Source organism: Erwinia papayae, assembly GCF_058241465.1.
Map to the genome: position 1 here is coordinate 1 of NZ_JBZCHT010000013.1, position 18,018 is coordinate 18,018.

Annotated in this window: 32 protein-coding genes; 15 read left to right on the forward strand and 17 right to left on the reverse strand. The window is 49.0% G+C overall.

The annotated features are described in order from the left end of the window. The 3 genes from lysC to AC3RPL_RS16090 form a co-directional block, all read right to left on the reverse strand. Positions 1-256 (reverse strand): Rz1-like lysis system protein LysC (lysC, locus tag AC3RPL_RS16080; protein ID WP_490740821.1); only part of this gene is annotated, 256 nt, incomplete at its 3' end. A 306-nt stretch (positions 257-562) separates the two neighbouring features. After that, complete coding sequence (locus tag AC3RPL_RS16085) at positions 563-979, reverse strand: structural protein (protein WP_490740747.1); 417 nt, start codon at positions 977-979, stop codon at positions 563-565. Then, complete coding sequence (locus AC3RPL_RS16090) at positions 966-1,316, reverse strand: phage holin, lambda family (RefSeq protein WP_261666908.1); 351 nt, start codon at positions 1,314-1,316, stop codon at positions 966-968. Before AC3RPL_RS16090 ends, AC3RPL_RS16085 begins: the two co-directional genes overlap by 14 nt. A gap of 194 nt (positions 1,317-1,510) precedes the next feature. Between AC3RPL_RS16090 and AC3RPL_RS16095 the strand changes: the two genes are divergently transcribed. From AC3RPL_RS16095 to AC3RPL_RS16105, 3 genes are all read left to right on the forward strand, one after another. Further along, positions 1,511-1,963 carry an AcrIF11 family anti-CRISPR ADP-ribosyltransferase gene (locus tag AC3RPL_RS16095; protein ID WP_490740746.1) on the forward strand — a complete coding sequence of 151 codons (453 nt, stop codon included), beginning with the start codon at positions 1,511-1,513 and terminating at the stop codon, positions 1,961-1,963. A 4-nt stretch (positions 1,964-1,967) separates the two neighbouring features. Further along, complete coding sequence (locus tag AC3RPL_RS16100) at positions 1,968-2,126, forward strand: hypothetical protein (protein WP_490740745.1); 159 nt, start codon at positions 1,968-1,970, stop codon at positions 2,124-2,126. 586 nt (positions 2,127-2,712) lie between these two features. After that, positions 2,713-3,723 carry a hypothetical protein gene (locus AC3RPL_RS16105; protein WP_490740744.1) on the forward strand — a complete coding sequence of 337 codons (1,011 nt, stop codon included), beginning with the start codon at positions 2,713-2,715 and terminating at the stop codon, positions 3,721-3,723. A gap of 410 nt (positions 3,724-4,133) precedes the next feature. On the opposite strand, the gene AC3RPL_RS16110 is transcribed toward AC3RPL_RS16105, so the two are convergent. The 14 genes from AC3RPL_RS16110 to AC3RPL_RS16175 all read right to left on the reverse strand — a co-directional run bounded on the left by AC3RPL_RS16110 (position 4,134) and on the right by AC3RPL_RS16175 (position 11,261). Then, entirely contained in the window at positions 4,134-4,505 is a 372-nt protein-coding gene (locus AC3RPL_RS16110) for an antiterminator Q family protein (RefSeq protein ID WP_490740742.1), read from the reverse strand. Then, on the reverse strand, positions 4,498-5,523 hold the full coding sequence (locus AC3RPL_RS16115) for a DUF968 domain-containing protein (protein WP_490740741.1): 1,026 nt from the start codon (positions 5,521-5,523) through the stop codon (positions 4,498-4,500). The genes AC3RPL_RS16110 and AC3RPL_RS16115 overlap by 8 nt, the downstream gene beginning before the upstream one ends. Positions 5,524-5,532: 9 nt before the next feature. After that, on the reverse strand, positions 5,533-6,336 hold the full coding sequence (locus AC3RPL_RS16120) for a KilA-N domain-containing protein (RefSeq protein ID WP_490740740.1): 804 nt from the start codon (positions 6,334-6,336) through the stop codon (positions 5,533-5,535). An 80-nt stretch (positions 6,337-6,416) separates the two neighbouring features. Then, positions 6,417-6,797, reverse strand: coding sequence for a RusA family crossover junction endodeoxyribonuclease (locus AC3RPL_RS16125; protein ID WP_490740739.1), 381 nt, complete (start codon positions 6,795-6,797; stop codon positions 6,417-6,419). Continuing rightward, complete coding sequence (locus AC3RPL_RS16130) at positions 6,794-7,420, reverse strand: MT-A70 family methyltransferase (RefSeq protein ID WP_490740738.1); 627 nt, start codon at positions 7,418-7,420, stop codon at positions 6,794-6,796. Before AC3RPL_RS16130 ends, AC3RPL_RS16125 begins: the two co-directional genes overlap by 4 nt. Beyond that, positions 7,417-8,244, reverse strand: coding sequence for a ParB/RepB/Spo0J family partition protein (locus tag AC3RPL_RS16135; RefSeq protein ID WP_490740737.1), 828 nt, complete (start codon positions 8,242-8,244; stop codon positions 7,417-7,419). Before AC3RPL_RS16135 ends, AC3RPL_RS16130 begins: the two co-directional genes overlap by 4 nt. Beyond that, positions 8,241-8,363, reverse strand: coding sequence for a hypothetical protein (locus tag AC3RPL_RS16140; protein WP_490740736.1), 123 nt, complete (start codon positions 8,361-8,363; stop codon positions 8,241-8,243). The genes AC3RPL_RS16135 and AC3RPL_RS16140 overlap by 4 nt, the downstream gene beginning before the upstream one ends. Then, positions 8,363-8,806, reverse strand: coding sequence for a PerC family transcriptional regulator (locus tag AC3RPL_RS16145; RefSeq protein WP_490740735.1), 444 nt, complete (start codon positions 8,804-8,806; stop codon positions 8,363-8,365). Before AC3RPL_RS16145 ends, AC3RPL_RS16140 begins: the two co-directional genes overlap by 1 nt. Then, positions 8,803-9,864 carry a conserved phage C-terminal domain-containing protein gene (locus tag AC3RPL_RS16150; RefSeq protein WP_490740734.1) on the reverse strand — a complete coding sequence of 354 codons (1,062 nt, stop codon included), beginning with the start codon at positions 9,862-9,864 and terminating at the stop codon, positions 8,803-8,805. Before AC3RPL_RS16150 ends, AC3RPL_RS16145 begins: the two co-directional genes overlap by 4 nt. Then, on the reverse strand, positions 9,861-10,043 hold the full coding sequence (locus tag AC3RPL_RS16155; protein ID WP_490740733.1) for a DUF4222 domain-containing protein: 183 nt from the start codon (positions 10,041-10,043) through the stop codon (positions 9,861-9,863). Before AC3RPL_RS16155 ends, AC3RPL_RS16150 begins: the two co-directional genes overlap by 4 nt. Beyond that, positions 10,036-10,305 (reverse strand): hypothetical protein, encoded by a 270-nt coding sequence (locus tag AC3RPL_RS16160; protein ID WP_490740732.1) that lies wholly within the window; start codon positions 10,303-10,305, stop codon positions 10,036-10,038. Before AC3RPL_RS16160 ends, AC3RPL_RS16155 begins: the two co-directional genes overlap by 8 nt. Continuing rightward, a complete protein-coding gene (locus AC3RPL_RS16165) occupies positions 10,302-10,487 on the reverse strand; it encodes a hypothetical protein (RefSeq protein ID WP_490740731.1) in 186 nt (61 codons plus the stop codon). Before AC3RPL_RS16165 ends, AC3RPL_RS16160 begins: the two co-directional genes overlap by 4 nt. Positions 10,488-10,510: 23 nt before the next feature. Next, positions 10,511-11,035, reverse strand: coding sequence for a YmfL family putative regulatory protein (locus AC3RPL_RS16170; RefSeq protein WP_490740730.1), 525 nt, complete (start codon positions 11,033-11,035; stop codon positions 10,511-10,513). Between the two features lie 22 nt (positions 11,036-11,057). Beyond that, a complete protein-coding gene (locus tag AC3RPL_RS16175) occupies positions 11,058-11,261 on the reverse strand; it encodes a Cro/CI family transcriptional regulator (protein WP_490740729.1) in 204 nt (67 codons plus the stop codon). Positions 11,262-11,353: 92 nt separating this feature from the next. On the opposite strand from AC3RPL_RS16175, the gene AC3RPL_RS16180 reads away from it, so the two are divergent. The 12 genes from AC3RPL_RS16180 (at position 11,354) to AC3RPL_RS16235 (ending at position 17,589) form a co-directional block, all read left to right on the forward strand. Beyond that, the gene (locus AC3RPL_RS16180) at positions 11,354-12,013 is read left to right on the forward strand and encodes a LexA family protein (protein ID WP_490740776.1); all 660 of its coding nucleotides are present in this window, start codon (positions 11,354-11,356) and stop codon (positions 12,011-12,013) included. Between the two features lie 479 nt (positions 12,014-12,492). After that, positions 12,493-13,080 carry a 3'-5' exonuclease gene (locus tag AC3RPL_RS16185; RefSeq protein ID WP_490740728.1) on the forward strand — a complete coding sequence of 196 codons (588 nt, stop codon included), beginning with the start codon at positions 12,493-12,495 and terminating at the stop codon, positions 13,078-13,080. Next, complete coding sequence (locus tag AC3RPL_RS16190; RefSeq protein WP_490740727.1) at positions 13,077-13,508, forward strand: LysR family transcriptional regulator; 432 nt, start codon at positions 13,077-13,079, stop codon at positions 13,506-13,508. The genes AC3RPL_RS16185 and AC3RPL_RS16190 overlap by 4 nt, the downstream gene beginning before the upstream one ends. A gap of 260 nt (positions 13,509-13,768) precedes the next feature. Continuing rightward, the gene (locus AC3RPL_RS16195; RefSeq protein ID WP_490740726.1) at positions 13,769-14,206 is read left to right on the forward strand and encodes a hypothetical protein; all 438 of its coding nucleotides are present in this window, start codon (positions 13,769-13,771) and stop codon (positions 14,204-14,206) included. Then, a complete protein-coding gene (locus tag AC3RPL_RS16200) occupies positions 14,199-14,855 on the forward strand; it encodes a hypothetical protein (protein ID WP_490740725.1) in 657 nt (218 codons plus the stop codon). Before AC3RPL_RS16195 ends, AC3RPL_RS16200 begins: the two co-directional genes overlap by 8 nt. Further along, a complete protein-coding gene (locus AC3RPL_RS16205) occupies positions 14,852-15,043 on the forward strand; it encodes a diguanylate phosphodiesterase (protein WP_490740724.1) in 192 nt (63 codons plus the stop codon). The genes AC3RPL_RS16200 and AC3RPL_RS16205 overlap by 4 nt, the downstream gene beginning before the upstream one ends. Beyond that, positions 15,040-15,522 carry a class I SAM-dependent methyltransferase gene (locus AC3RPL_RS16210; protein WP_490740723.1) on the forward strand — a complete coding sequence of 161 codons (483 nt, stop codon included), beginning with the start codon at positions 15,040-15,042 and terminating at the stop codon, positions 15,520-15,522. The genes AC3RPL_RS16205 and AC3RPL_RS16210 overlap by 4 nt, the downstream gene beginning before the upstream one ends. Positions 15,523-15,598: 76 nt before the next feature. Beyond that, entirely contained in the window at positions 15,599-16,147 is a 549-nt protein-coding gene (locus AC3RPL_RS16215; RefSeq protein WP_490740722.1) for a YfdS family phage-associated protein, read from the forward strand. After that, positions 16,137-16,547 (forward strand): hypothetical protein, encoded by a 411-nt coding sequence (locus AC3RPL_RS16220; protein ID WP_490740721.1) that lies wholly within the window; start codon positions 16,137-16,139, stop codon positions 16,545-16,547. The genes AC3RPL_RS16215 and AC3RPL_RS16220 overlap by 11 nt, the downstream gene beginning before the upstream one ends. Beyond that, complete coding sequence (locus tag AC3RPL_RS16225; RefSeq protein WP_490740720.1) at positions 16,540-16,956, forward strand: hypothetical protein; 417 nt, start codon at positions 16,540-16,542, stop codon at positions 16,954-16,956. The genes AC3RPL_RS16220 and AC3RPL_RS16225 overlap by 8 nt, the downstream gene beginning before the upstream one ends. Continuing rightward, a complete protein-coding gene (locus tag AC3RPL_RS16230) occupies positions 16,949-17,287 on the forward strand; it encodes a hypothetical protein (RefSeq protein WP_490740719.1) in 339 nt (112 codons plus the stop codon). Before AC3RPL_RS16225 ends, AC3RPL_RS16230 begins: the two co-directional genes overlap by 8 nt. Positions 17,288-17,337: 50 nt before the next feature. After that, on the forward strand, positions 17,338-17,589 hold the full coding sequence (locus tag AC3RPL_RS16235; RefSeq protein WP_490740718.1) for a pyocin activator PrtN family protein: 252 nt from the start codon (positions 17,338-17,340) through the stop codon (positions 17,587-17,589). The last annotated feature ends 429 nt before the right edge of the window (positions 17,590-18,018 follow it).

An 18,018-nucleotide genomic window follows, 5' to 3' on the forward strand; every position in this document is an offset into this window, starting at 1 on the left:
CCCTGTCAATATTGCACTGGCCCACCAGCGCGATCAGGTCAGCATTCAGTGCAACGCTGTCGCCGTATGTCAGGACGGGCGCAATCTCCGGTAAATCAATTGGGCTTGTCAGCTGGGCTGGCAGGCTGAGATGCGGCTGCTTTATTGTCCTGTACTCCACCTGCGGCTTTTGCTGCGTCCCGCAACCTGTCAACAGCATCAGCGGGAACAGGAGCAACAGCGCACTTGTCAGCCGCGAGATAACGCTTGATTTCATTCTGGAGCTTCCTGTTCTGCTGTGCTGTGACAGCCCGTTGTTCTGCAACCTGAGACATAACCCCGTTTTGCTGCTGCACTGCTTTGGCGAGGTCGTTGACGCTGTCGGCCAAACCGTCATTCTTTGAGCGCAGATCGTTTATCTGGTTGTCTTTACTGTCCGTCAGTTGTTCAAGCCTGTGATTTGTTGCCTCAAGCTGGAGATTTCTGGCATTCAGCATCCAGAGCGCTCCGCAGATAAGCGCTATAACAATGAGGTGTGAATAGTTTCTGAAGAAGTTGATAACAGCCATGACGCCTCCTGTTTTCAGACGAGGTCGAGCGCCCGCACAAATACGTCAAATGCGTAGGGCTGACTGCCGTTCTCGTGTTTGATAATCGCCTGTAAAAGCGGAAAGAGTTTTCGTGAGTCGGTCAGGTCGATTGGTTTATCAGCATCAGTGCCTGTCGCCGTAGCCACGCTTTTGATATAAGCCGGAGTGTCATTCTCATTCGGTGGTGCCCAGCGCGTAATGATGCCAGTGATAGTTTTCAGACCGTATTTGCTCTGGTAATTTCGCAAAATGATAATCATCGCCCTGATACCGTACTCAGGCTTTGTAAACTGGCAGAACGACTTATCTGTGCGCTGAGCCTGTGGGACTAAACCTTTCCAGTCATCGCCCCAGCGAATATTTCCTGGATTGTTGTTGCGGATCCCGCGAGTTTTATCACTGCCCGTCATTAGCATCTCCTGATTTGCGGCTGATCCAGCCACGCAATTTTTCACTGATATAGTCATTACCCACGTAGCCGATATACACAGCGAAAACCTGTGCGGCAGCGTCGGGAATTGTCCAGTTCATGAGAGCACCGATAACCTGAAGTGTTGGCGCTGCGAAAAAGGCAAGTGCGCTGCATGACACAGCGTCGAGAACTCGTTTTGACCAGGGGCTTTTTGCATAGGCACTGCGCAGTAATGAAAACATACCGGCTACTCCCGCATATCCCCATTCTGTTTTATGGGCATAGAGCCACAACACCACGCTGGCCCAAAAGCCCGGATCGTTATCTGAAGACATGCTGTTACCCCGCCACCGGGATGATGGCGGCTTGCTGTTGGAAAGAAATTGCGCCGTCCCGAAAAATGACAGGAGATATCTGAGTGTGATTCGGGGGCGCAAAAGAAAAAAATAAAGAATATATAGTAAAATGCTTTACACTAAGCATAAAGCGTTTTACTATACATACATCGACGACAAACTGGATAATCAACATGAAACTCTTTCACGGCTCACACAGCAAAGCAGCACCGGTTATCAAAGTTGGCGCTTTCGCAATGACTGGCGATAATGTTTTTGACGGCGTGTTTGCATCACAGGATAGTGAAATTGCTGGCTCTCACGGAGAGCATGTGCATTCTTATGATGTTTCGAGCATTGCTGACAACTCATCTCTCAACGAGCGAATTAATGATGTTGTTGAATTCCTGCGCACTGAATTAGAAATTGATGAGGTTGAAGATCTGGCTGAAGCCATCGTTGACGATAAATGCGACGATTCTTTTGCTGATATCCTTTCCCCTCGCTCTTGCACAAATGATGCAAGCTGGGAAATGCAGCGCTTACGCGGTCGTGTAGCTGCTCATCTCGGATTTGATGCGGTCGAAATGGAAGACGAACACGGCAGTTCATATCTGATCGTAAACCCAAAAATTATTGCGGAGTAATCCCATGCCGTTACTGCAATACATTGAAGAGAAGTTTGACGGCAATCAAGCCGAATTTGCCCGGCATGCAGGCGTAATGAGCCAGCAAGTTACGCAGTGGATCAAGAAAGGATTCATCGTCGTAAACGGTACGCTGTATAGCCCCCGTAGGGATATAAGCTAATAAAACACCCCGCGCCTTAAGCTAATTTCCGCATTTGTCGATGCCGGGGTGAATTAGATGTCCGCAACGTGACAACCACGTACAGACGAGTTGACAGTTATGGTTGCGGCTCAATCATGGTGCTCAGTACGAGGAATCGAACCCCGGTCTATCCTGCTTACCGAGCTGATTAATGTGTGGCGGCCAGTGCTGATCTCCGGCTTTGTGCGGAACTCCTGAGGGTCGCATAATCCCGCATCTCATCGTAGTAAATCAGTGACCCATCTGGTTTGAAATACGCCCTTCACGACAAACGCATCAGTCTACGCATTCACCACAACGAAAAGCCGCCTTTTTCACAACACGAGTACATCGCACCGCGATACCACGTCAGGCAGCTTATCTGTTGTGCAGAAAGCAAAAACCCCGCCGATTGGCGAGGTTTCAATGTTAAGCGGTGTGTCAAAGTAACCACTCTTAGCAGGTTACAACACTTTTTGCGTAACGCAGTAGAATTATTTATATTTATCGCGGTTTTTTGACAAATCTGGTACTGCCCCTTGTGGCAATCATCATGTCCAGTTAACAACGAACGGAGAATGGAATCATGGCGCGTAATATAGCCCCCGGATATTGTGTGGTGGAAAGGCCCGGTACGCTGGATTACCAGGCGCGGGAACTGTTCAGGGATATTCGCTCCCCTGCTACCCAGCTTTTTATGAAACTCAATGCGGATACACAGTATCTGAAGCCCGGACAAATACTGATTGTGGCTGATCCTGATACACCTACTCAGCTCACAATGCATATGCTCAACACGCTTCGGCAGGCAAAGAATCAAACCAATTCCGCATTTATTGGTGTGGACACAGAGGCCGCCAGTTTTATGCATAAACATTATGGGATGATTGCCGCGCTGACCGGTGCCGGAGACAAGATTTTCAGCACCGCAGGTGATGCGGGTGAACGCTATTTCAGGGCCATTGAGCAGACACTGAAAAAAATTGAGGTCAGCTATCAGAATCAGTTCCGCACTCAGGGGACGCTTATCAGCCAGCAGTTTTTTGTCGAGCGCAATCAGCTGTTGAATCAGCTAAAGGAGCTGGTCAACAAGCCGCTGTTAAAATCGCTGGCCCGCTATACAGTTAAATTCCGCCAGTATGAAAATCTGAAGCGGGCGTTAAACCTGTCGAGTAAATCCATTGTGCATGAGTGGTCAACGTCAGGGCTGAGTGGTATTCCCGGTTATTCCTATTATGTGGGTAATGCGGCCAGAGCAGCGCGTTACATGAAAAATGGAGGGCTAATTGGGATTGGATTCGGTTTCGCCGGAACGACAAATGATATAGCAGAAGCCTGCGCGAAAGGGCGTGAAGGCGATTGTGGTAAAATCGCAGTGAGAGACTATTCAAAATTTGCTCTTACTACAGGCGGCGGAATGCTGGGTGGTGCATGGGGTAGCTCTGCCGCGTTAGCTGGTTGTGCTGCTATTGGAATAGTGACAGCAGGCACCGGGGGTGTCGCATGTGCTGTTGTGGGGTCAGTTGCAGGGGGATATGCTGGTAGCTCAGGCGTAGAGACAATAGTTAACAAAGTAATTGAATATTATGATAACTAACAAATTATTGGCTGGTACATCGTTATTTTTCGGGGGATGGGCTGCTGTCTTCTTATTGTGTCACTTATAATTTATGCATTAAAACGATACGATTATTACGAATTAGTATCTGCCTATAGAGAAAAATACGATTTTCCCGGCCCCTGCATCTTTTTTTATACGACTGGATTCTTTGGGGTATTTCCGGTCTTAAGGTTCTTCATAAAATTAAGTCACAGAAAAAAAATAAGCTTCATGGCAAACAACGATCCCGGATATGCTTTCTTTGATGATAAGAACATAAAAATACATAACTGGATGAAGGTTTATTCTTTCCTGTGGTTTGCTGCTACAGCATGCTATCTCTTATTTGCTTTTTTCGGTCTGCTTTTACCATAATTATTAGAGTGGCCCTTATGTGGGCCACATTTTCAGAACGAGTGATCCATCTCCAGCTCAACATCCAGCATTGACAGACACCCGTCGATAAATCCCTCAGCCATCTGAAACTTTATGCGGATCATGCCCTCTGACAGCTTCAGCTTTCTGCCCAACGCCCGCTTTGAAATATCCCTTATGTAATGGTCCACCAGCAACGCATATTCATCAGGGCGCTTTTGTTTCAGTCTGCCCACACAGGTATCAACAATCATCGCATCATTGTCTGTGCAACTAATGCTGCTGGCATTCTCAGGCAGCAATCCTTTGAATCCACCCGCTATCGCTGAGTACCCAACCTCGCTCTCAATCCGATGTTTTGACCAGTTTCCCCAGCGCTCAAGCACAAGCTGAATATTACGCATCCTTACCTCCTGAATTCTTTCTACCCGTAGCGATAACCCCGATAGCCAGCGCTCTGTCGAGAATGCGCAGCAGCAATTCTGGCTGAGTACCATAACGCCGTTCGAATGCGTTAGTATCAGCATGCAATTCATCGTGGTGTTTTCTGCACAGCGGCAGTGTGAAAAGGTCATGGGTTTTGGTTGCCATTCCGCCCTGCCCGTATCCGATCAGGTGATGAGGATCGTCAGCCTGCTTCCCGCAACATAAACAGGGCTGAGCCTTAACCCAACGGGTGTACGGCTCATTTACCCATCGCCTGCGTTTGGGACGCAACATGAACGATTCAGGTGTTTCCGGGTCAATGGCTAATTCAACAACCTGTTTAGCCACTTCCTGCAAAATATCGCTGGCAGGTCTGTATGGTGCTATTGCAGACTCTTTCAAAACACCCACTAACGGTGCAGGCTTCGGCAGTTTCAGCACCCGCCGTGCCGGGGATTCTGGCATCAAATCAATAACGTTGTTGAGCGTTGCCCACCAGCAGAGTTCGGGCAGCGATAACTGATGACCTTCCGGCAATGACAGAGCCAGTCGTACTGTATGCATCACCCACTCAGCAGCATTCTTCCTGGAAAGCTTTACCACGCCATCAGCAGAAACCATCTCGCGGAGCTGGTTATCATGATGGAAACACAAACGCACAACGCCATGTTGTGTAATCAGGGAGGTATCATCTTTGCTGTGATAATCATCTTTCCACTGACAACCCCGCTGAGTCATCAACCAGAATTCCATAGCTGATTTACTACCCGCAGCCAGTATCACTTTTTCATTGCACAGAAATTCGAAAATCGCGGGATCATCCATCAGCGGCTGGTCAGCATCAGAAACAGCACCTACCGGCAGGTCCGCCATAAATTCTGGTACGGAACTGACCAGAATGCGACGATGGCTGAACACCGGCCACAAATCCCGGCCAGGCTTCAGCAGAACCATCCCCAATTCATTCACACGAAACGGGGTTAATATTGCTCTCATGCCTACCCCTTAAACAGCTGTCGAAGTAAGCATCAGACGGATAAGTTCATCCGATTTCGATGTGTAAAAATGCGGCTGTGTTTCACGCGGGCTTTTCGGATTGGTCACGTTCTTCGCGTAAAGCAAACCTCTGGCAGTGACACACCAGAAACTTTTTTGCCCGTTGCTGGCGTTGCGAGAATTGCTTGGCCGCGTCAGACGTTCTACCAGTCCAAGACGTTCGAGCCGCCGATACGCTTCACTGGTGGTTACATCCAGGCGCTTATCACGAAGGAGAGTGGTTAACGAGGTTGTTGGCCTGCTGGAGCCATCCTGTGATCCTGCTGGTGCATCGATGGCGTACACAGGCATCATATCTGGCAGACCGGCAAAATCCTGAAGTTTCTGGTATGCGCCAAGTTTGGAAGAGTTTGAGAAGTTAAGCATGCGGGCTGCTGATTCGAGCAGAATGACGCCAGCCTGAACCTGGTCTGTTTTTTGACTGATAGCCTGACCAGATGCAACAGCGTCAAATGTCCGGATGACTTTCAGATTGAATGATGGGCTGATCCACATAGCGTAGGCAAAGACCAGTTCTTTACATACGTATGTACCCTGACCTGCCCCACCACGAATTGACTCTACCGAAGCGATGCTCATATCTGAGCAACGGTCAATTTCTGCACAAAGCTCTTTAATATTGTCCTGGCGAAAGAAGTTTCCGGGCTTATGCCGTTCCTCTCCTCCTGAAGCGCGGTGTAAATCATTCAGGCAATAGCGACCTGATTTATCCAGACGGACAGAAACGCCGTCAATTACGAGTAACTGATGCATTGTTTTCTCCCTTGTTTTCAGACTGCCACCGTCTGCAAACGAGTGGCAATTCACTGATCAAATGTACATGTTGTGTTCTGTCAGAGCAACCCTGGCGACTCCTGTTGTTGATGAAATTCGTTGATCGTTACTTCCACCTTGCCGTGACATGTCACGCTGCCCCACTCCACCAGCATCCGCTTGATTTGACTGTCGTCAGCCCACACGCCAGCGTGGGTCAGACCATCAAACAGCGCCTTCTGAAAATTATCTAAATCACGTTTAGCGCGGGTCGGCGGGTACAGGATGACATGAACATCAATATCGTGGGTTATTGGCTGTGGACGACGCTTTAGCTGTGCATACACTGATGCTATCGCATTCGTTCGGTATGTGCGCCCTCTTGCGCTGATTAGCGTTCCCTTCCCTGTGGAACGCCAGTAACCATTTACGCTGGGCGGGAATGGTAAAGTCAGCTTCAAACCACTCTCCCAGGCACCAGTTGAATGCTGTTATCACACTCATTACCCCATATGTGCCAGCCATCAGCAGGACGGCGGGCGAACAGTTCAATGCGTGGAACATCCCCGTAAAGCTGCTCAAGCCTGAATCTGGCCTCTGCCGGTTTAGTGCTGTGTTCACCCTGGCAGGAATAGATCACCTGCTTTACCGATTTGCTGGCACGTTCCAGACCATTTCCGCAGACGGCCACCAGCGCAGATTCCTGATTTCCCCGCGTATAATTTCCGGGATTCATGCGGGTTTCTGCGTTGAGCATATCAAGCAGTTCTGTGAAGTCGTAAACCGTTTGCTCATTCAACGCTTTGTTGAAACGCTCCTCTGCCCTTGCGTTAAACTTTACCCAGGTGAAAAGGAACATCTGACGGACGTCAAACCCCCATGCCTCGGCAAGTTCTCTTGCCTCCTCATCATGTGTGCCGGTATACCACATAACCAGCACTGCGTTTTCTGCTGACAGCTCCCACACAGGGAGCCGCTTCAGTTCAGTCAGTGTCATCGTGCTGTAATGGTTATCTGCCGCGCCACGGCTTACCGTGTTGCCATACTGCCAGGGAGGATCGGCGTATATCACGCTGTATTTCATGATTCAGCCCCTTCCGCTTTTTCCGACTTCCCCTGAAAATCACGGAATTCGGCAATAATCCCCATAGCCTCCAGATAAATATCATCAGCCGCAGTGTAACCATCATCATCAAATTCGAATGCAGCCATCAGCTCCACCAGTCGCCTCGCCTTAATGGCGTTAAACTGAGGAATAGCAGAAGCTCTGGTGAGCCTCTTTTTCCCTGCGGCTTTAGCTTTTGCCAGTTCGTGTGTGGCGACCGTTCCCGCCTTAACCCCAAACTCTCGCGACATTGATACCGCTGTGGTTGCGGCCACCTCTCCTGTCCTGACCATGCTGATTAGTTCGTCACCACATTCCAGCAGCTGCAAATGATGCTCAACATCAGCTACAGACCGCTTGACCTTTTTCGCCACTTCCCCTTCAGTAAAGCCCTGATTCATCAGGCGCTGATAAGCCGCTGCGCGTTCCAGTGGGGACAAGGCCTTCCCTTGTGAACTTGTCACCATCAGTGCAATGCGATCAGCCTCCGTGCCTTTCGCATCTTTACACTCAAGCCTCGCCACTTCATGGCCCCTTTCGGTTGCCATAACTGCACCGTAGTAACGGTGGTGACCATCAATGATTTTCAGTCCCTTTTCCGTTACCTGGACAACCAGCGCAGGAATTTCTTCACCCGCAATAAATGCCTCGCAAAACTCCTGAACGTGCTGTTGGTCAATCTCTCGGACGTTGTAACCCGGCTCCACATAAAATTCTTTCAACCCGGCAAAATAAGTTTTACGTGGAACAATATCGGTATTTGAGTCATCGCGATTTTTATGAACTATTGACAGTGAACTCATGCGATTACCATCTCCATAGCCAGGGTAAATACCACCAGCGCGATCAGCACTATTGAAGTGCGAATGCTGTGATAAAAAATTTCGTTTCTGAGGAAATGCGCTTTCAGTTTCTGTTGCATCAGTCCCTCCACATATCTGTTACCGGGGCGCTGTAAACACGCACCCCTGACGTCTCATAGCTGACGCCATAGTGACCACGCATGATGCAGTGTTCACGGCGGGCTGTTGCCTTGTCCCTCGCTGCCTCATCCTTCGTCGCGTCCATCGCCATCAGCCACTCACGCGCAGCACGACGCCACAGATTCCTCTTTTCCAGGTCTTCAGCGATACAGCGATGCTGCCGGTATTTCTCGCCCAGGGTCGCGCGGTCAGATTCTTCAGCCAGCCGGTAGAAAAACGGATGCGTTTTAAAAACGCTACGAACCACAACTTCCTCAACGGATAATTCACTCATCAGCGGCTGAACCAGACGACGCGGCACACCCGATCCATCAGCAATTTGTGCAGAGGTACAACCAGGGTTTAAACGAATAAATTCGATAACCTTCTCACGAATATTCACGCGGCATTCCCTCCATTCAGGCGCTGGGAGCAGTCTTTCCATATGCTGTTCCAGCGGCTTACCGCGAAACTGGTATTCATGCTGCGTACACCGGCCTTGCTGGCCTCAGCTTTGACGGTCTGCTCCAGATTGCTGGGATTTCTCAATGGCTTTGCGCTACCGATGAAACGACGCCAGGCGGCATCACGTTCTGTGTGATCCTCGCGTCTGCCACTGATGCTTTCACCATTTCCCCGCACCCATTCCCCGTTTACGCAGGCTGGGCGACCGGCTGATTGCCAGTTTTTTGCCCCGGTCAGATATCCCTGAAATTTTGTCGGCTGGAACATTGTCACCGGCCTGAGATACTCAGCCATTTGCAGATCGCCGCGCCACTTCGCGTTGAGATAATCTGTCGTCAGGATCAGTTCATCAGCGGTAAAACCTTCTGCCAGCCTGGCCCGCATATTTTCCAGCGATGTCCTGCTGACCTGATAACGCTGACCTGTTACCTGATTCAGATGGGCCAGAACCTGTTTAGCCATGTCAGTCAAAATCACTTCAGGGTCGGACTGCGCAGCAGGCTGACAAATAGTTTTTTTATCTGATGGATCATGTTTTGAATTTACTGACGGATCGTATCCAGATTCTGGAGGGTCAAAACGGGTTTTATCTGCGTTTTCTGACGGGTCAAAATTTGATGCATCAGATTTTGATGCTTCGGAATCTGAATAGTCAGAATTTGATACGTCAGATTTTGATGCTTCAGAATCTGGAGTGTGAGATAAAGCCGCATCTCTCAACTTTTTGACGTTCAGCTGATACATGTTTGATGCATTACGGTTGCCCTTTCTTCGTGCCGTTCGGATCAACCATCCATCCTGCTCAAGACCTGCAATAGCCTTGCTGACAGTGCTGGAACCAGCGCCAATCTGACGCGCAATTGTGGCTACAGACGGCCAGCACAGCCCCTCATCACTGGAAAAATCAGCAAGCCGCGCCATAATCGCCACGCTGGTGATCTTCATCCCTGATGACGCGCAGCCATCCCATACGTAAGCAGATAACTTAACGCTCATAGCACCCTCTCAAATTTCTTCTTCCAGTCCCTGCGAGGGCATACACATTCATACTCATAACCTTTCCGGCGATAGATAACGCGCTGGTTAACCGTATCAATGCCAATAGTTTCAACGATGGTGCCGTGATAGCGCTCACGATAGGTTGCCTGCCAGGGTTCGATGTGTTCCTCATCCAATCAAGCCCCCTGCCTGCTTTTTGCGGCTGCGAGTTGTCTTCACTGGCTTGCTGACCTGATCACGTTTAACTGTGTGCATATAGGCATATTGTCGGGCCATATACAGACAATCGTCATACATCGCGCCCTTTCTTGACGCCTGCGAACAGGTACGGTAATGATCGACGCCTTTTCTGGCTCCGATGACGGCTAAATCCTTTGGATAACCATCATTGATAAGCTGCTTTTCGATGTTTTGATGAATAAATTCAGTGGGGTTCATTGCTGCCCCCCCAGCTTGTTAAATTCGCTCCAACGGGACTCGACATCTACCCTGGGCAGATCGCGCTGGTAGTTGTTAGGCAGCGGCGAACCGGGTATATTTTCTACATAGACAAACGCGCCGCCAGGCAACACAAAGACGCGCAATTGCGGAATACCAGCTTTTACGAGTAAACTGTTCAAGTGTTGATTCTCCCTAAGTTTCATCACAACCCACGAGGGCCAGAGGCTGCAACCTGCTGGCCCTCAACTTTTCTGTTAGCTACCAAATCAATCGCATCTGCCTGAACGCCATGTAATGCAGCCCACGCCAGAAAACCCTTTATCGTGTAGCGGACAGAATTCATTACCTGCTGACTGATGTGCTTCAGCTCCTGCTTATCAATAACGCCATCTTCCTCCGCATCGATTTTTGCCTGTGCAACCTTCCCTTGTGCAGCGTCAGCTCTTAACTGAATGCTAAACAGTTCAACGTTGTCGATTTCTTCAGGTATCGGATTGTTGACCACCAGCATTCCAAATTGCCCTGCAAAATAATCCGCCAGGAACGGATAGCCAACGATAAGCTGCAAAGCGGACATATGCTGAATATCAAAAAACCTGGTGCCATTTTTCATGTGCAGACGGTTATTGAACTCCGAGAAAGTCATTCCCAACTGATCTGCAATTTGCGTATTCGTGAATTGACTATCTCTGCACACACGGATAACTAATTTTTTTAGATCCACCATTTTAATCACCAGCTGGTAGTTATCAGGCTTTAACTGATCGTTTATGGTGTTCAGCGTAAAGCTTAGGCTCATAACGCAACACACCCTTTGTAATGCGCTCAAGACGCATCGCCTGCTTTTCTGGGATTACGACACCCCACCGAGAAATTGCGGGGTGCCTGATACCCAAAGCTTCGGCAGTTTTTACAACTCCACCGAAGTACTTAATGACAAGGTCTTTATACATTTATGGTTCCTCTTTTAGAATTGAATGAAGGTAACAAAAGTTACATCATTACGCAAACATCTTTTACTCTAGATTCGCGTAACATTGGTTACATGAAAACAGATATGAAAGACCGTATAAGACAACGGCGAATCCAAATGGAATACAGCCAACAAGCGCTAGCTAATCTGCTTAGTGTTAGCCGTGTATCTGTAACCAAATGGGAGAGCGGGGCTGTTAAACCGGCTGGTGAAAATCTGCACCATCTGGCTAAAGCCCTTTCATGTACTCCTGAGTGGCTGCTCTACGGTACAGGTGATCGTGTCCAGGATGACACAAAGCTAAAACCTATTACCCCCCCCATAATAACGGTTCCTGTCATATCGTCAGTTCAAGCTGGGGGGTGGACTGATTCATATGCCGCTGCAAGGCTAGTTGATGTAATAAGATGGTGCTCTACTACTGTGAAGGTTACTGAAGAAGCGTTTGCACTGGATGTAAGAGGCGAATCTATGACAAACCCAAACGGATACCCAAGTATCCCAGAAGGGTCAACCGTTATAGTTGAACCGAGTTATGGGTCTTTTGATGATTTAAACGGGAAAATAGTTGTGGCTGTCATTGATGGCAGTTCTGACGCCACTGTAAAAAAAATGGTCGTTGACGGTCCCTACCGTTATTTAATGCCTCTAAACCCTCAATTTAAGCCAATTCAGTGTGATAACACTTGCCGCATTCTTGGCAAAGTAGTACAGGTACTTCAAGAGCTTTAATCCCACCCCCCTTGTTCTAAGGGGTTATACCCCTAAATCCTTTCTGTAACTTTTGTTACCACGCCTATTGACACCAAAGGTAACTTTTATTACATTTCAATTGTGAGTTACAGATAAAAAAGTTTACACCTATAACCCACGAAACGAATGCTGTGTTGTCTTGACGGTTACAGGGTACGCCTCACCAGGGAGATCAATAGCCCTGCTAACCGTCCTTTTTCATATCAGGTAAGAGCGCTTGTCGGGTGTGTCTGGCGCACCAAAGAGGCGATGAACGCTCTTACCGATGTGAACGTATCCGGTGATAGTCAGGTCCGATCCCCCTGATGCAGGTTCGACTCCTGCCGCTCCTTCAGTCTGAAGGGAGAGTCTGGCTGTGGTGCGTTGCAGCGCCCACCAGCCAATTTAATACGCTTGAGCTGAACGAATTATTACCAATTCTGGTAAGGGATTCGTGCAGCCTGAAAACAGGAAATTATATGCACAACGTGATGATTGACTTAGAAACATTGGGCAATAAACCAACCGCCCCCATTGTAGCCATTGGAGCTGCTTTCTTTGACCCGGCAACCGGTAATGTCGGTGCAACTTTCTCAGTAATTGTTCTTCTCAATAGCGAAATGGCCCTCGGTGCCGTTCCTGATGCATCCACAATAATTTGGTGGATGATGCAGAGTACTGAAGCCCGCGCAGCTATATGTGACAGCGAAGCCAAAAGTATTCTGGTAGCCCTGCACGAATTGAATGCTTTCATTAAAGCTAACCGCGTGGGTAAGTCGGTCAAGGTATGGGGTAACGGAGCTTCATTCGATAACGTCATTCTCCGCGCTGCATATCATCGCGCCAATATCCAACCATTCTGGAATTTTTACGACGATTTAGACGTCAGAACCATTGTTGAAATCGGTCGCCGTTTAGGTATTGACCCTAAGCGAGAAATCCCCTTTACCGGTGAACGGCACAATGCCCTTGCAGATGCGCTTCATCAGGTCCAATACGTTTCCACGATTTTCCAACACATTGATGCTATGGAACTTTCTCAACTCAATGAAGGTGCTGCGAAATGAACATTGATACCAGTGTTTTGCGGGGGCTTCTGCTCATCCACAAAAGGGGAACTTTCCTTGCTGCTGCAACTGAACTCAATCGCACACAGTCCGCACTGTCACAGCAGATGGCGCTATTTGAAGAACAGCTTGGTAAGCCTCTCTTTATCAGAAAAGGACGGAATAAGGTTCTGAATGATGAAGGGCTGCGGGTATACAAAATTGCGGAAGCGATTATTGACCTGGCAGACGAAATTAAAAACCCCAGCACTGACTCAATGCAACGACAGTGGATGGCTGAAGGTGCCCGCAATGTAGTGGTGGCGCTTAAGGCTTGCGAAGATGAATTCCCTCAAGAGTCAATTGATATCGTTCACGAATGCGAACTTATTGCAGAAGGTGTAGCCGCCCAACTCCGCGCCGGTGAGCAGGGAGGCGACCATGCATAAGTGTCAACAATGCGGTAAATACGCCGGAGAGCCGAAGCCTGTCGCTATCGGTGATAAATGTAACTTCACAATCACAACAACCAATGGGCGCAGTACACGCCACCGTGTGGCAACAGGACGATTATTGCAAACAGGTGATTGGGGTTATTCAGTTAGCTACCGTAAAAATGTTTATCGGTGTGATGTGATCGCCCATCCAGATGACCCCAGCCCGATTAGCCTGGCGATGTGCGGTCTGTGCGAGTGCGTGGGAGGCGACCATGCGTGATTCAATAGCCATCCCAACAGAGTTTTACCAGATAGCCAAACACCTGCGTGAGCAGGATAACCGCTGTACTGAACAGCCAATGTTTGTCGTCTTCCAAAAACAGGAAATCATCGGCAGTGATGAGCATTCGCCTAGCCGCATTGCATGGGTCTGGGAAGGCGAAGAGGTTGCCCCCCTCAAAGCCCTTAGACTGGAACTGCTTTATCAAGATGGGCGGGATACTCGCGGATATGACCGGTACGCAATGCAGGAAATCGACGTGTTTGTCACGGCATGTTTTACAGAGTCAGGGTGCAAGGAATATCTGCGACGCAATGGGCACAACCTGAGACTTCCGTTCATCTATGCCGATGGTTCGTATCGTAATGATGAATATCGCGTTATCCGAAACTGGTTAATGTCATTGATCGCGGGAGGCGACCATGCGTGAGCGCCCTATTATCTTCAACGCTGAAATGGTCCGTGCAGTTCTTGACGGTCGAAAGACGCAGACGCGCCGGATCGTCAAAGGTGTCCCATCAGCCCATGATTTCCAAGGCTGGGTTTTAAGTAGCACCTGCCCGAAAGATGAAAGTAAGGCCTGCTGGGCCATTGGTAAATCACCGATCCTGAATAAGCCAATCCGTGTTCGTTGCCCGTTCGGTGCAGTAGGTGATCGCCTATGGGTGCGTGAGACTTTCCGTGTGCACAGCCGGGCAACTGACGTGGCCACACTGGTTTATAAAGCCAGTGAGCAGCAAAGTTGGACCCAGCAGACGCACCGTGTGCCAATTGAGAAATGCCATAAACCAGCTGTGGTCGATAAGTGGACGCCATCAATCCACATGCCGCGCTGGGCATCCCGTATAAAGCTGGAGATTACTGGTGTTCGTGTGGAGCGGCTAAACAGCATGACGGAGCGAGATGCTATTGCCGAGGGCTGCATTGGAGGCCACAACTCGATACCCGGATATCATTACAGCGCCACGCCACATGAGCACTTTCATCATGTCTGGCAATCCATCTATGGGGCTGACAGCTGGGTGGCTAACCCGTGGGTATGGGTGGTTGAATTCCGGCGCACGGAAGGTGATTCATGAATATGGGTGAGCAAATGCAACCTGTTGTCGATGAGGTTAACCATATCACGGGCGGTAATCCAGACGAGTCGATCAAACTCCTGGCACTGGTTATTGCTGAATATATGCTCGGCATTGAGTGCACAGAAGGCCAGATTTCGACACCCGATTTCAACATATCTATTCAAATAAGTGGCGGTGCCTCATGAACCAGCGCCCTATTCTCGACATGTGCTGCGGTAGTCGAATGTTTTGGCTTAATAAAACGGATCCTCGCACCGTTTTTGCTGACATTCGCAGTGAGTCACACACTCTTTGCGACGGACGTCCGCTACATATTACGCCGGACGTTATTGCTGATTTTCGCGCTCTGCCATTCCCTGACGATTCATTCTCTCAGGTTGTTTTTGACCCTCCTCATCTCGTTCGAGTCGGTGAAAACGCCTGGATGGGTAAAAAATATGGACGCCTGAACCGCTCGACATGGCAGGAAGATATCAGACAAGGATTTGTTGAGGCGTTTCGTGTACTGCGGCCACAAGGAACTCTCATCTTTAAGTGGAACGAAACGCAGATACCAGCCAGCCAGATAATTGCCCTGACGGACCAAGAGCCGACAGTCTGGCAACGTACCGGCAAGGCCGACAAAACTCACTGGATTCTATTTCTGAAGGGGTCAGATTCATGAACCAGCGCCCATACGACAAAACACTACCGCTCAGCCAGCAGCCGTGGCTGTTCAGTAACCCGGGGAGGAAGCCAGCATGACAATTACAGCTAATGAAATGCGCGGGATTTTGAAGGGTAAATGCCTGCCGGGTGACCTGCGTGTGAATGAGGAAATACCAGATTATCTGGCCCGTAAGTTTGCTATACAGGCGGCGCGAATTGCTGAGCAGCAGGCGGTTATCGACCAACGCAATGGAGAGTGCGCCAGACTTATAACGGAACTAAGTGTCGCAACTGAGCGTGTCGGGATCAATTTTGACAGGGCCATAACAGCAGAGAACGAGCTGGCGGCGCTGCGGGAACAGGAGGCAGTTTTTCAAATAGAGGTCTCAGGCAATCACTGGCTAAACGCTGGTCCAGTTGACGACGCTGATTTCACAGGTCTTCCAGATGGAGTTAATAAACTATATGCCAACCCCATGCCCGCCCGGGTTGCTGTGCCGGGTAGTGTCGCTGACATTACTGAAGCAAATAAGCACACAGCAGGAAATGCCTATGAACTCCATGCATGGATGCGAGGCGCTAACTGGATGCGCGCTGAAGTGCTGCGCCTCAACAGCGGGAGTAAGAGCGATGACGAATGAAGAACGGCTGGCGCTGATCGGACTTTGCCGCATTGAGATTGAACGCTGGAAGGTTGCCTCTGAATCTGTGCCAGAGAAGGTATACATGGTTGAGCTAATGGAGATAGCTCTCGCCTCGCTGCAGGCTGAGCCAGTTGATCGCATTGTTGATGATGGATGCCAACAGCAAATAGGTGATGTCCAGGTCAGCGACCATGTTAATTGCGTTTGGCCGATCGGCTTGCAATTCTACACCACCCCGCCCACGCCAGCAGATAGCGATCTGATATGTGCCATAAACAGGCTGCTTGATAGCGATGGCTCTTGCGGTACTTTCAGCGCGATTGAATGTTCAGATGCGCGGCAAGAAGTTGAGCGGTTGCTGGCAGCAGCGCCGGAGCCGGGAGGTGATGATGAGTGATGTTGATGCACCAGATGATTCAGAAAACGTACTGGCGTTTACAAAGAGGTTCGATAGCAATTCAGATATCAGGGAAATGCGTAATTTTGTCAGAGAACCCAATCCAGCAAACTTGCCACGCCATTGTAGCCACATGAATATTTTAGTTGATGATCCCCATCGAATGCTGACTTGCCGCAGGTGTGGTGCAGTGGTAGATGCCTTTGACTGGATTAGCAAGGTTACGGATGGTGAGGATAAGGTTGATTGGGAGCTGAAAAGTCTTAGGCAAGAAATTAAGGACCACAGGGAAGGCCTGGAAAAACTAAAAAGGGAAGATATTAATTGTCGTGCACGTATAAAAAACGCTCAGTTCAAGCTAAATGATATCAACACTGCAATCTACCGTGCGGAGAAAGACAATGACTAAATCACCCGCAGAAAGAAAAGCCGCACAACGGGCCAGACAAACCGCTGCCGGTGAATATAAGTTAGAGGTCATGCTCGACTCTCAGGAACTGGCAATGCTTGATTATGACTGTGTGGCCAGACGCCCTGGACGTGAACCTTATGACAGGACGGAATTAATCGCATTAATGATCCGTAAATATCATGCCGAATTACTGAATTCTCATGAGGAACTAAGCAAACGGAAATGCAAAAAATGTAATGAATCATTACCCGTTCAGGATTGTTGCTTTAAAAAAGAGTCAGAATGCTGGGTAACTCTGGGTTGGCACGAAACCAAATTATCTGTGTGACACGTCACGATATAAATACCGTTGCAGCGGTGAAACTTAGGGTAAAACGAATGAATACAATCTTTCTTCTCATGGCCGAATTCGAAACATCAACCATTCCGCTTGCAGTTGTGGCTGAGCGCTATCTTGGAATGAAACCTGCGACAGCAGATAAAAAGGCCGGATGCGGTGATTTGCCACTTCCAACTTTCCGCATAGGTGATAGCCAAAAATCCCCACGCATGGTTCACGTCAGTGATCTGGCAGATTTCATTGATATAAAGAGGAAAGAGGCAAAGCAAGAACTTAAAAGGATGCAATAAGTTTAGCTGCCCGGCACCCCAATAGCACCCCTAAAAAATATAACTTATTGATTTTTATTTGTAGTATGCCCCATCGAGCATCGGGGCGACGCTGAAGCGTCCGGGACACTCATTATCTGTTTTATGAGCTGTAGCGTGGGTTTTCTGGCATTCAGTATTGGTCATAGTATCGTGCATGTTTTTGATATTCTTCTGTTCCTGCTTTCTATGACACGACAGAAAACAGCTGCAACAGGGTGTCCCGGAATGCCGGAACTGTCTGAATTACGGCTGACTATAACACAATAAAGCCTGTAAACGCGGATGGGACGATGCGCCAGTGCTGCATCATCAGTGTTAAATTCAGCGGCAAACCTGTTCACTGCCGGACCTTCAGTAAGCAAGCTAGGCTGATAAAGGTTAAAAGGGCGTGATCGGGTGCGGGTATGG

Excerpts from the sequence above, each read along its gene's own strand:
- AC3RPL_RS16215 (WP_490740722.1), top strand. The coding sequence starts at position 15,599 with ATGACAATTACAGCTAATGAAATGCGCGGGATTTTGAAGGGTAAATGC.
- AC3RPL_RS16185 (WP_490740728.1), top strand. The coding sequence starts at position 12,493 with ATGCACAACGTGATGATTGACTTAGAAACATTGGGCAATAAACCAACC.
- AC3RPL_RS16105 (WP_490740744.1), top strand. The coding sequence starts at position 2,713 with ATGGCGCGTAATATAGCCCCCGGATATTGTGTGGTGGAAAGGCCCGGT.
- AC3RPL_RS16140 (WP_490740736.1), bottom strand. The coding sequence starts at position 8,363 with ATGCAACAGAAACTGAAAGCGCATTTCCTCAGAAACGAAATTTTTTAT.
- AC3RPL_RS16150 (WP_490740734.1), bottom strand. The coding sequence starts at position 9,864 with ATGAGCGTTAAGTTATCTGCTTACGTATGGGATGGCTGCGCGTCATCA.
- AC3RPL_RS16175 (WP_490740729.1), bottom strand. The coding sequence starts at position 11,261 with ATGTATAAAGACCTTGTCATTAAGTACTTCGGTGGAGTTGTAAAAACT.
- AC3RPL_RS16180 (WP_490740776.1), top strand. The coding sequence starts at position 11,354 with ATGAAAACAGATATGAAAGACCGTATAAGACAACGGCGAATCCAAATG.
- AC3RPL_RS16230 (WP_490740719.1), top strand. The coding sequence starts at position 16,949 with ATGACTAAATCACCCGCAGAAAGAAAAGCCGCACAACGGGCCAGACAA.
- AC3RPL_RS16170 (WP_490740730.1), bottom strand. The coding sequence starts at position 11,035 with ATGGTGGATCTAAAAAAATTAGTTATCCGTGTGTGCAGAGATAGTCAA.
- AC3RPL_RS16220 (WP_490740721.1), top strand. The coding sequence starts at position 16,137 with ATGACGAATGAAGAACGGCTGGCGCTGATCGGACTTTGCCGCATTGAG.
- AC3RPL_RS16095 (WP_490740746.1), top strand. The coding sequence starts at position 1,511 with ATGAAACTCTTTCACGGCTCACACAGCAAAGCAGCACCGGTTATCAAA.
- AC3RPL_RS16135 (WP_490740737.1), bottom strand. The coding sequence starts at position 8,244 with ATGAGTTCACTGTCAATAGTTCATAAAAATCGCGATGACTCAAATACC.
- AC3RPL_RS16225 (WP_490740720.1), top strand. The coding sequence starts at position 16,540 with ATGAGTGATGTTGATGCACCAGATGATTCAGAAAACGTACTGGCGTTT.
- AC3RPL_RS16130 (WP_490740738.1), bottom strand. The coding sequence starts at position 7,420 with ATGAAATACAGCGTGATATACGCCGATCCTCCCTGGCAGTATGGCAAC.
- AC3RPL_RS16205 (WP_490740724.1), top strand. The coding sequence starts at position 14,852 with ATGAATATGGGTGAGCAAATGCAACCTGTTGTCGATGAGGTTAACCAT.
- AC3RPL_RS16115 (WP_490740741.1), bottom strand. The coding sequence starts at position 5,523 with ATGAGAGCAATATTAACCCCGTTTCGTGTGAATGAATTGGGGATGGTT.
- AC3RPL_RS16090 (WP_261666908.1), bottom strand. The coding sequence starts at position 1,316 with ATGTCTTCAGATAACGATCCGGGCTTTTGGGCCAGCGTGGTGTTGTGG.
- AC3RPL_RS16190 (WP_490740727.1), top strand. The coding sequence starts at position 13,077 with ATGAACATTGATACCAGTGTTTTGCGGGGGCTTCTGCTCATCCACAAA.
- AC3RPL_RS16195 (WP_490740726.1), top strand. The coding sequence starts at position 13,769 with ATGCGTGATTCAATAGCCATCCCAACAGAGTTTTACCAGATAGCCAAA.
- AC3RPL_RS16085 (WP_490740747.1), bottom strand. The coding sequence starts at position 979 with ATGACGGGCAGTGATAAAACTCGCGGGATCCGCAACAACAATCCAGGA.
- AC3RPL_RS16110 (WP_490740742.1), bottom strand. The coding sequence starts at position 4,505 with ATGCGTAATATTCAGCTTGTGCTTGAGCGCTGGGGAAACTGGTCAAAA.
- AC3RPL_RS16100 (WP_490740745.1), top strand. The coding sequence starts at position 1,968 with ATGCCGTTACTGCAATACATTGAAGAGAAGTTTGACGGCAATCAAGCC.
- AC3RPL_RS16200 (WP_490740725.1), top strand. The coding sequence starts at position 14,199 with ATGCGTGAGCGCCCTATTATCTTCAACGCTGAAATGGTCCGTGCAGTT.
- AC3RPL_RS16160 (WP_490740732.1), bottom strand. The coding sequence starts at position 10,305 with ATGAACCCCACTGAATTTATTCATCAAAACATCGAAAAGCAGCTTATC.
- AC3RPL_RS16210 (WP_490740723.1), top strand. The coding sequence starts at position 15,040 with ATGAACCAGCGCCCTATTCTCGACATGTGCTGCGGTAGTCGAATGTTT.
- AC3RPL_RS16235 (WP_490740718.1), top strand. The coding sequence starts at position 17,338 with ATGAATACAATCTTTCTTCTCATGGCCGAATTCGAAACATCAACCATT.
- AC3RPL_RS16120 (WP_490740740.1), bottom strand. The coding sequence starts at position 6,336 with ATGCATCAGTTACTCGTAATTGACGGCGTTTCTGTCCGTCTGGATAAA.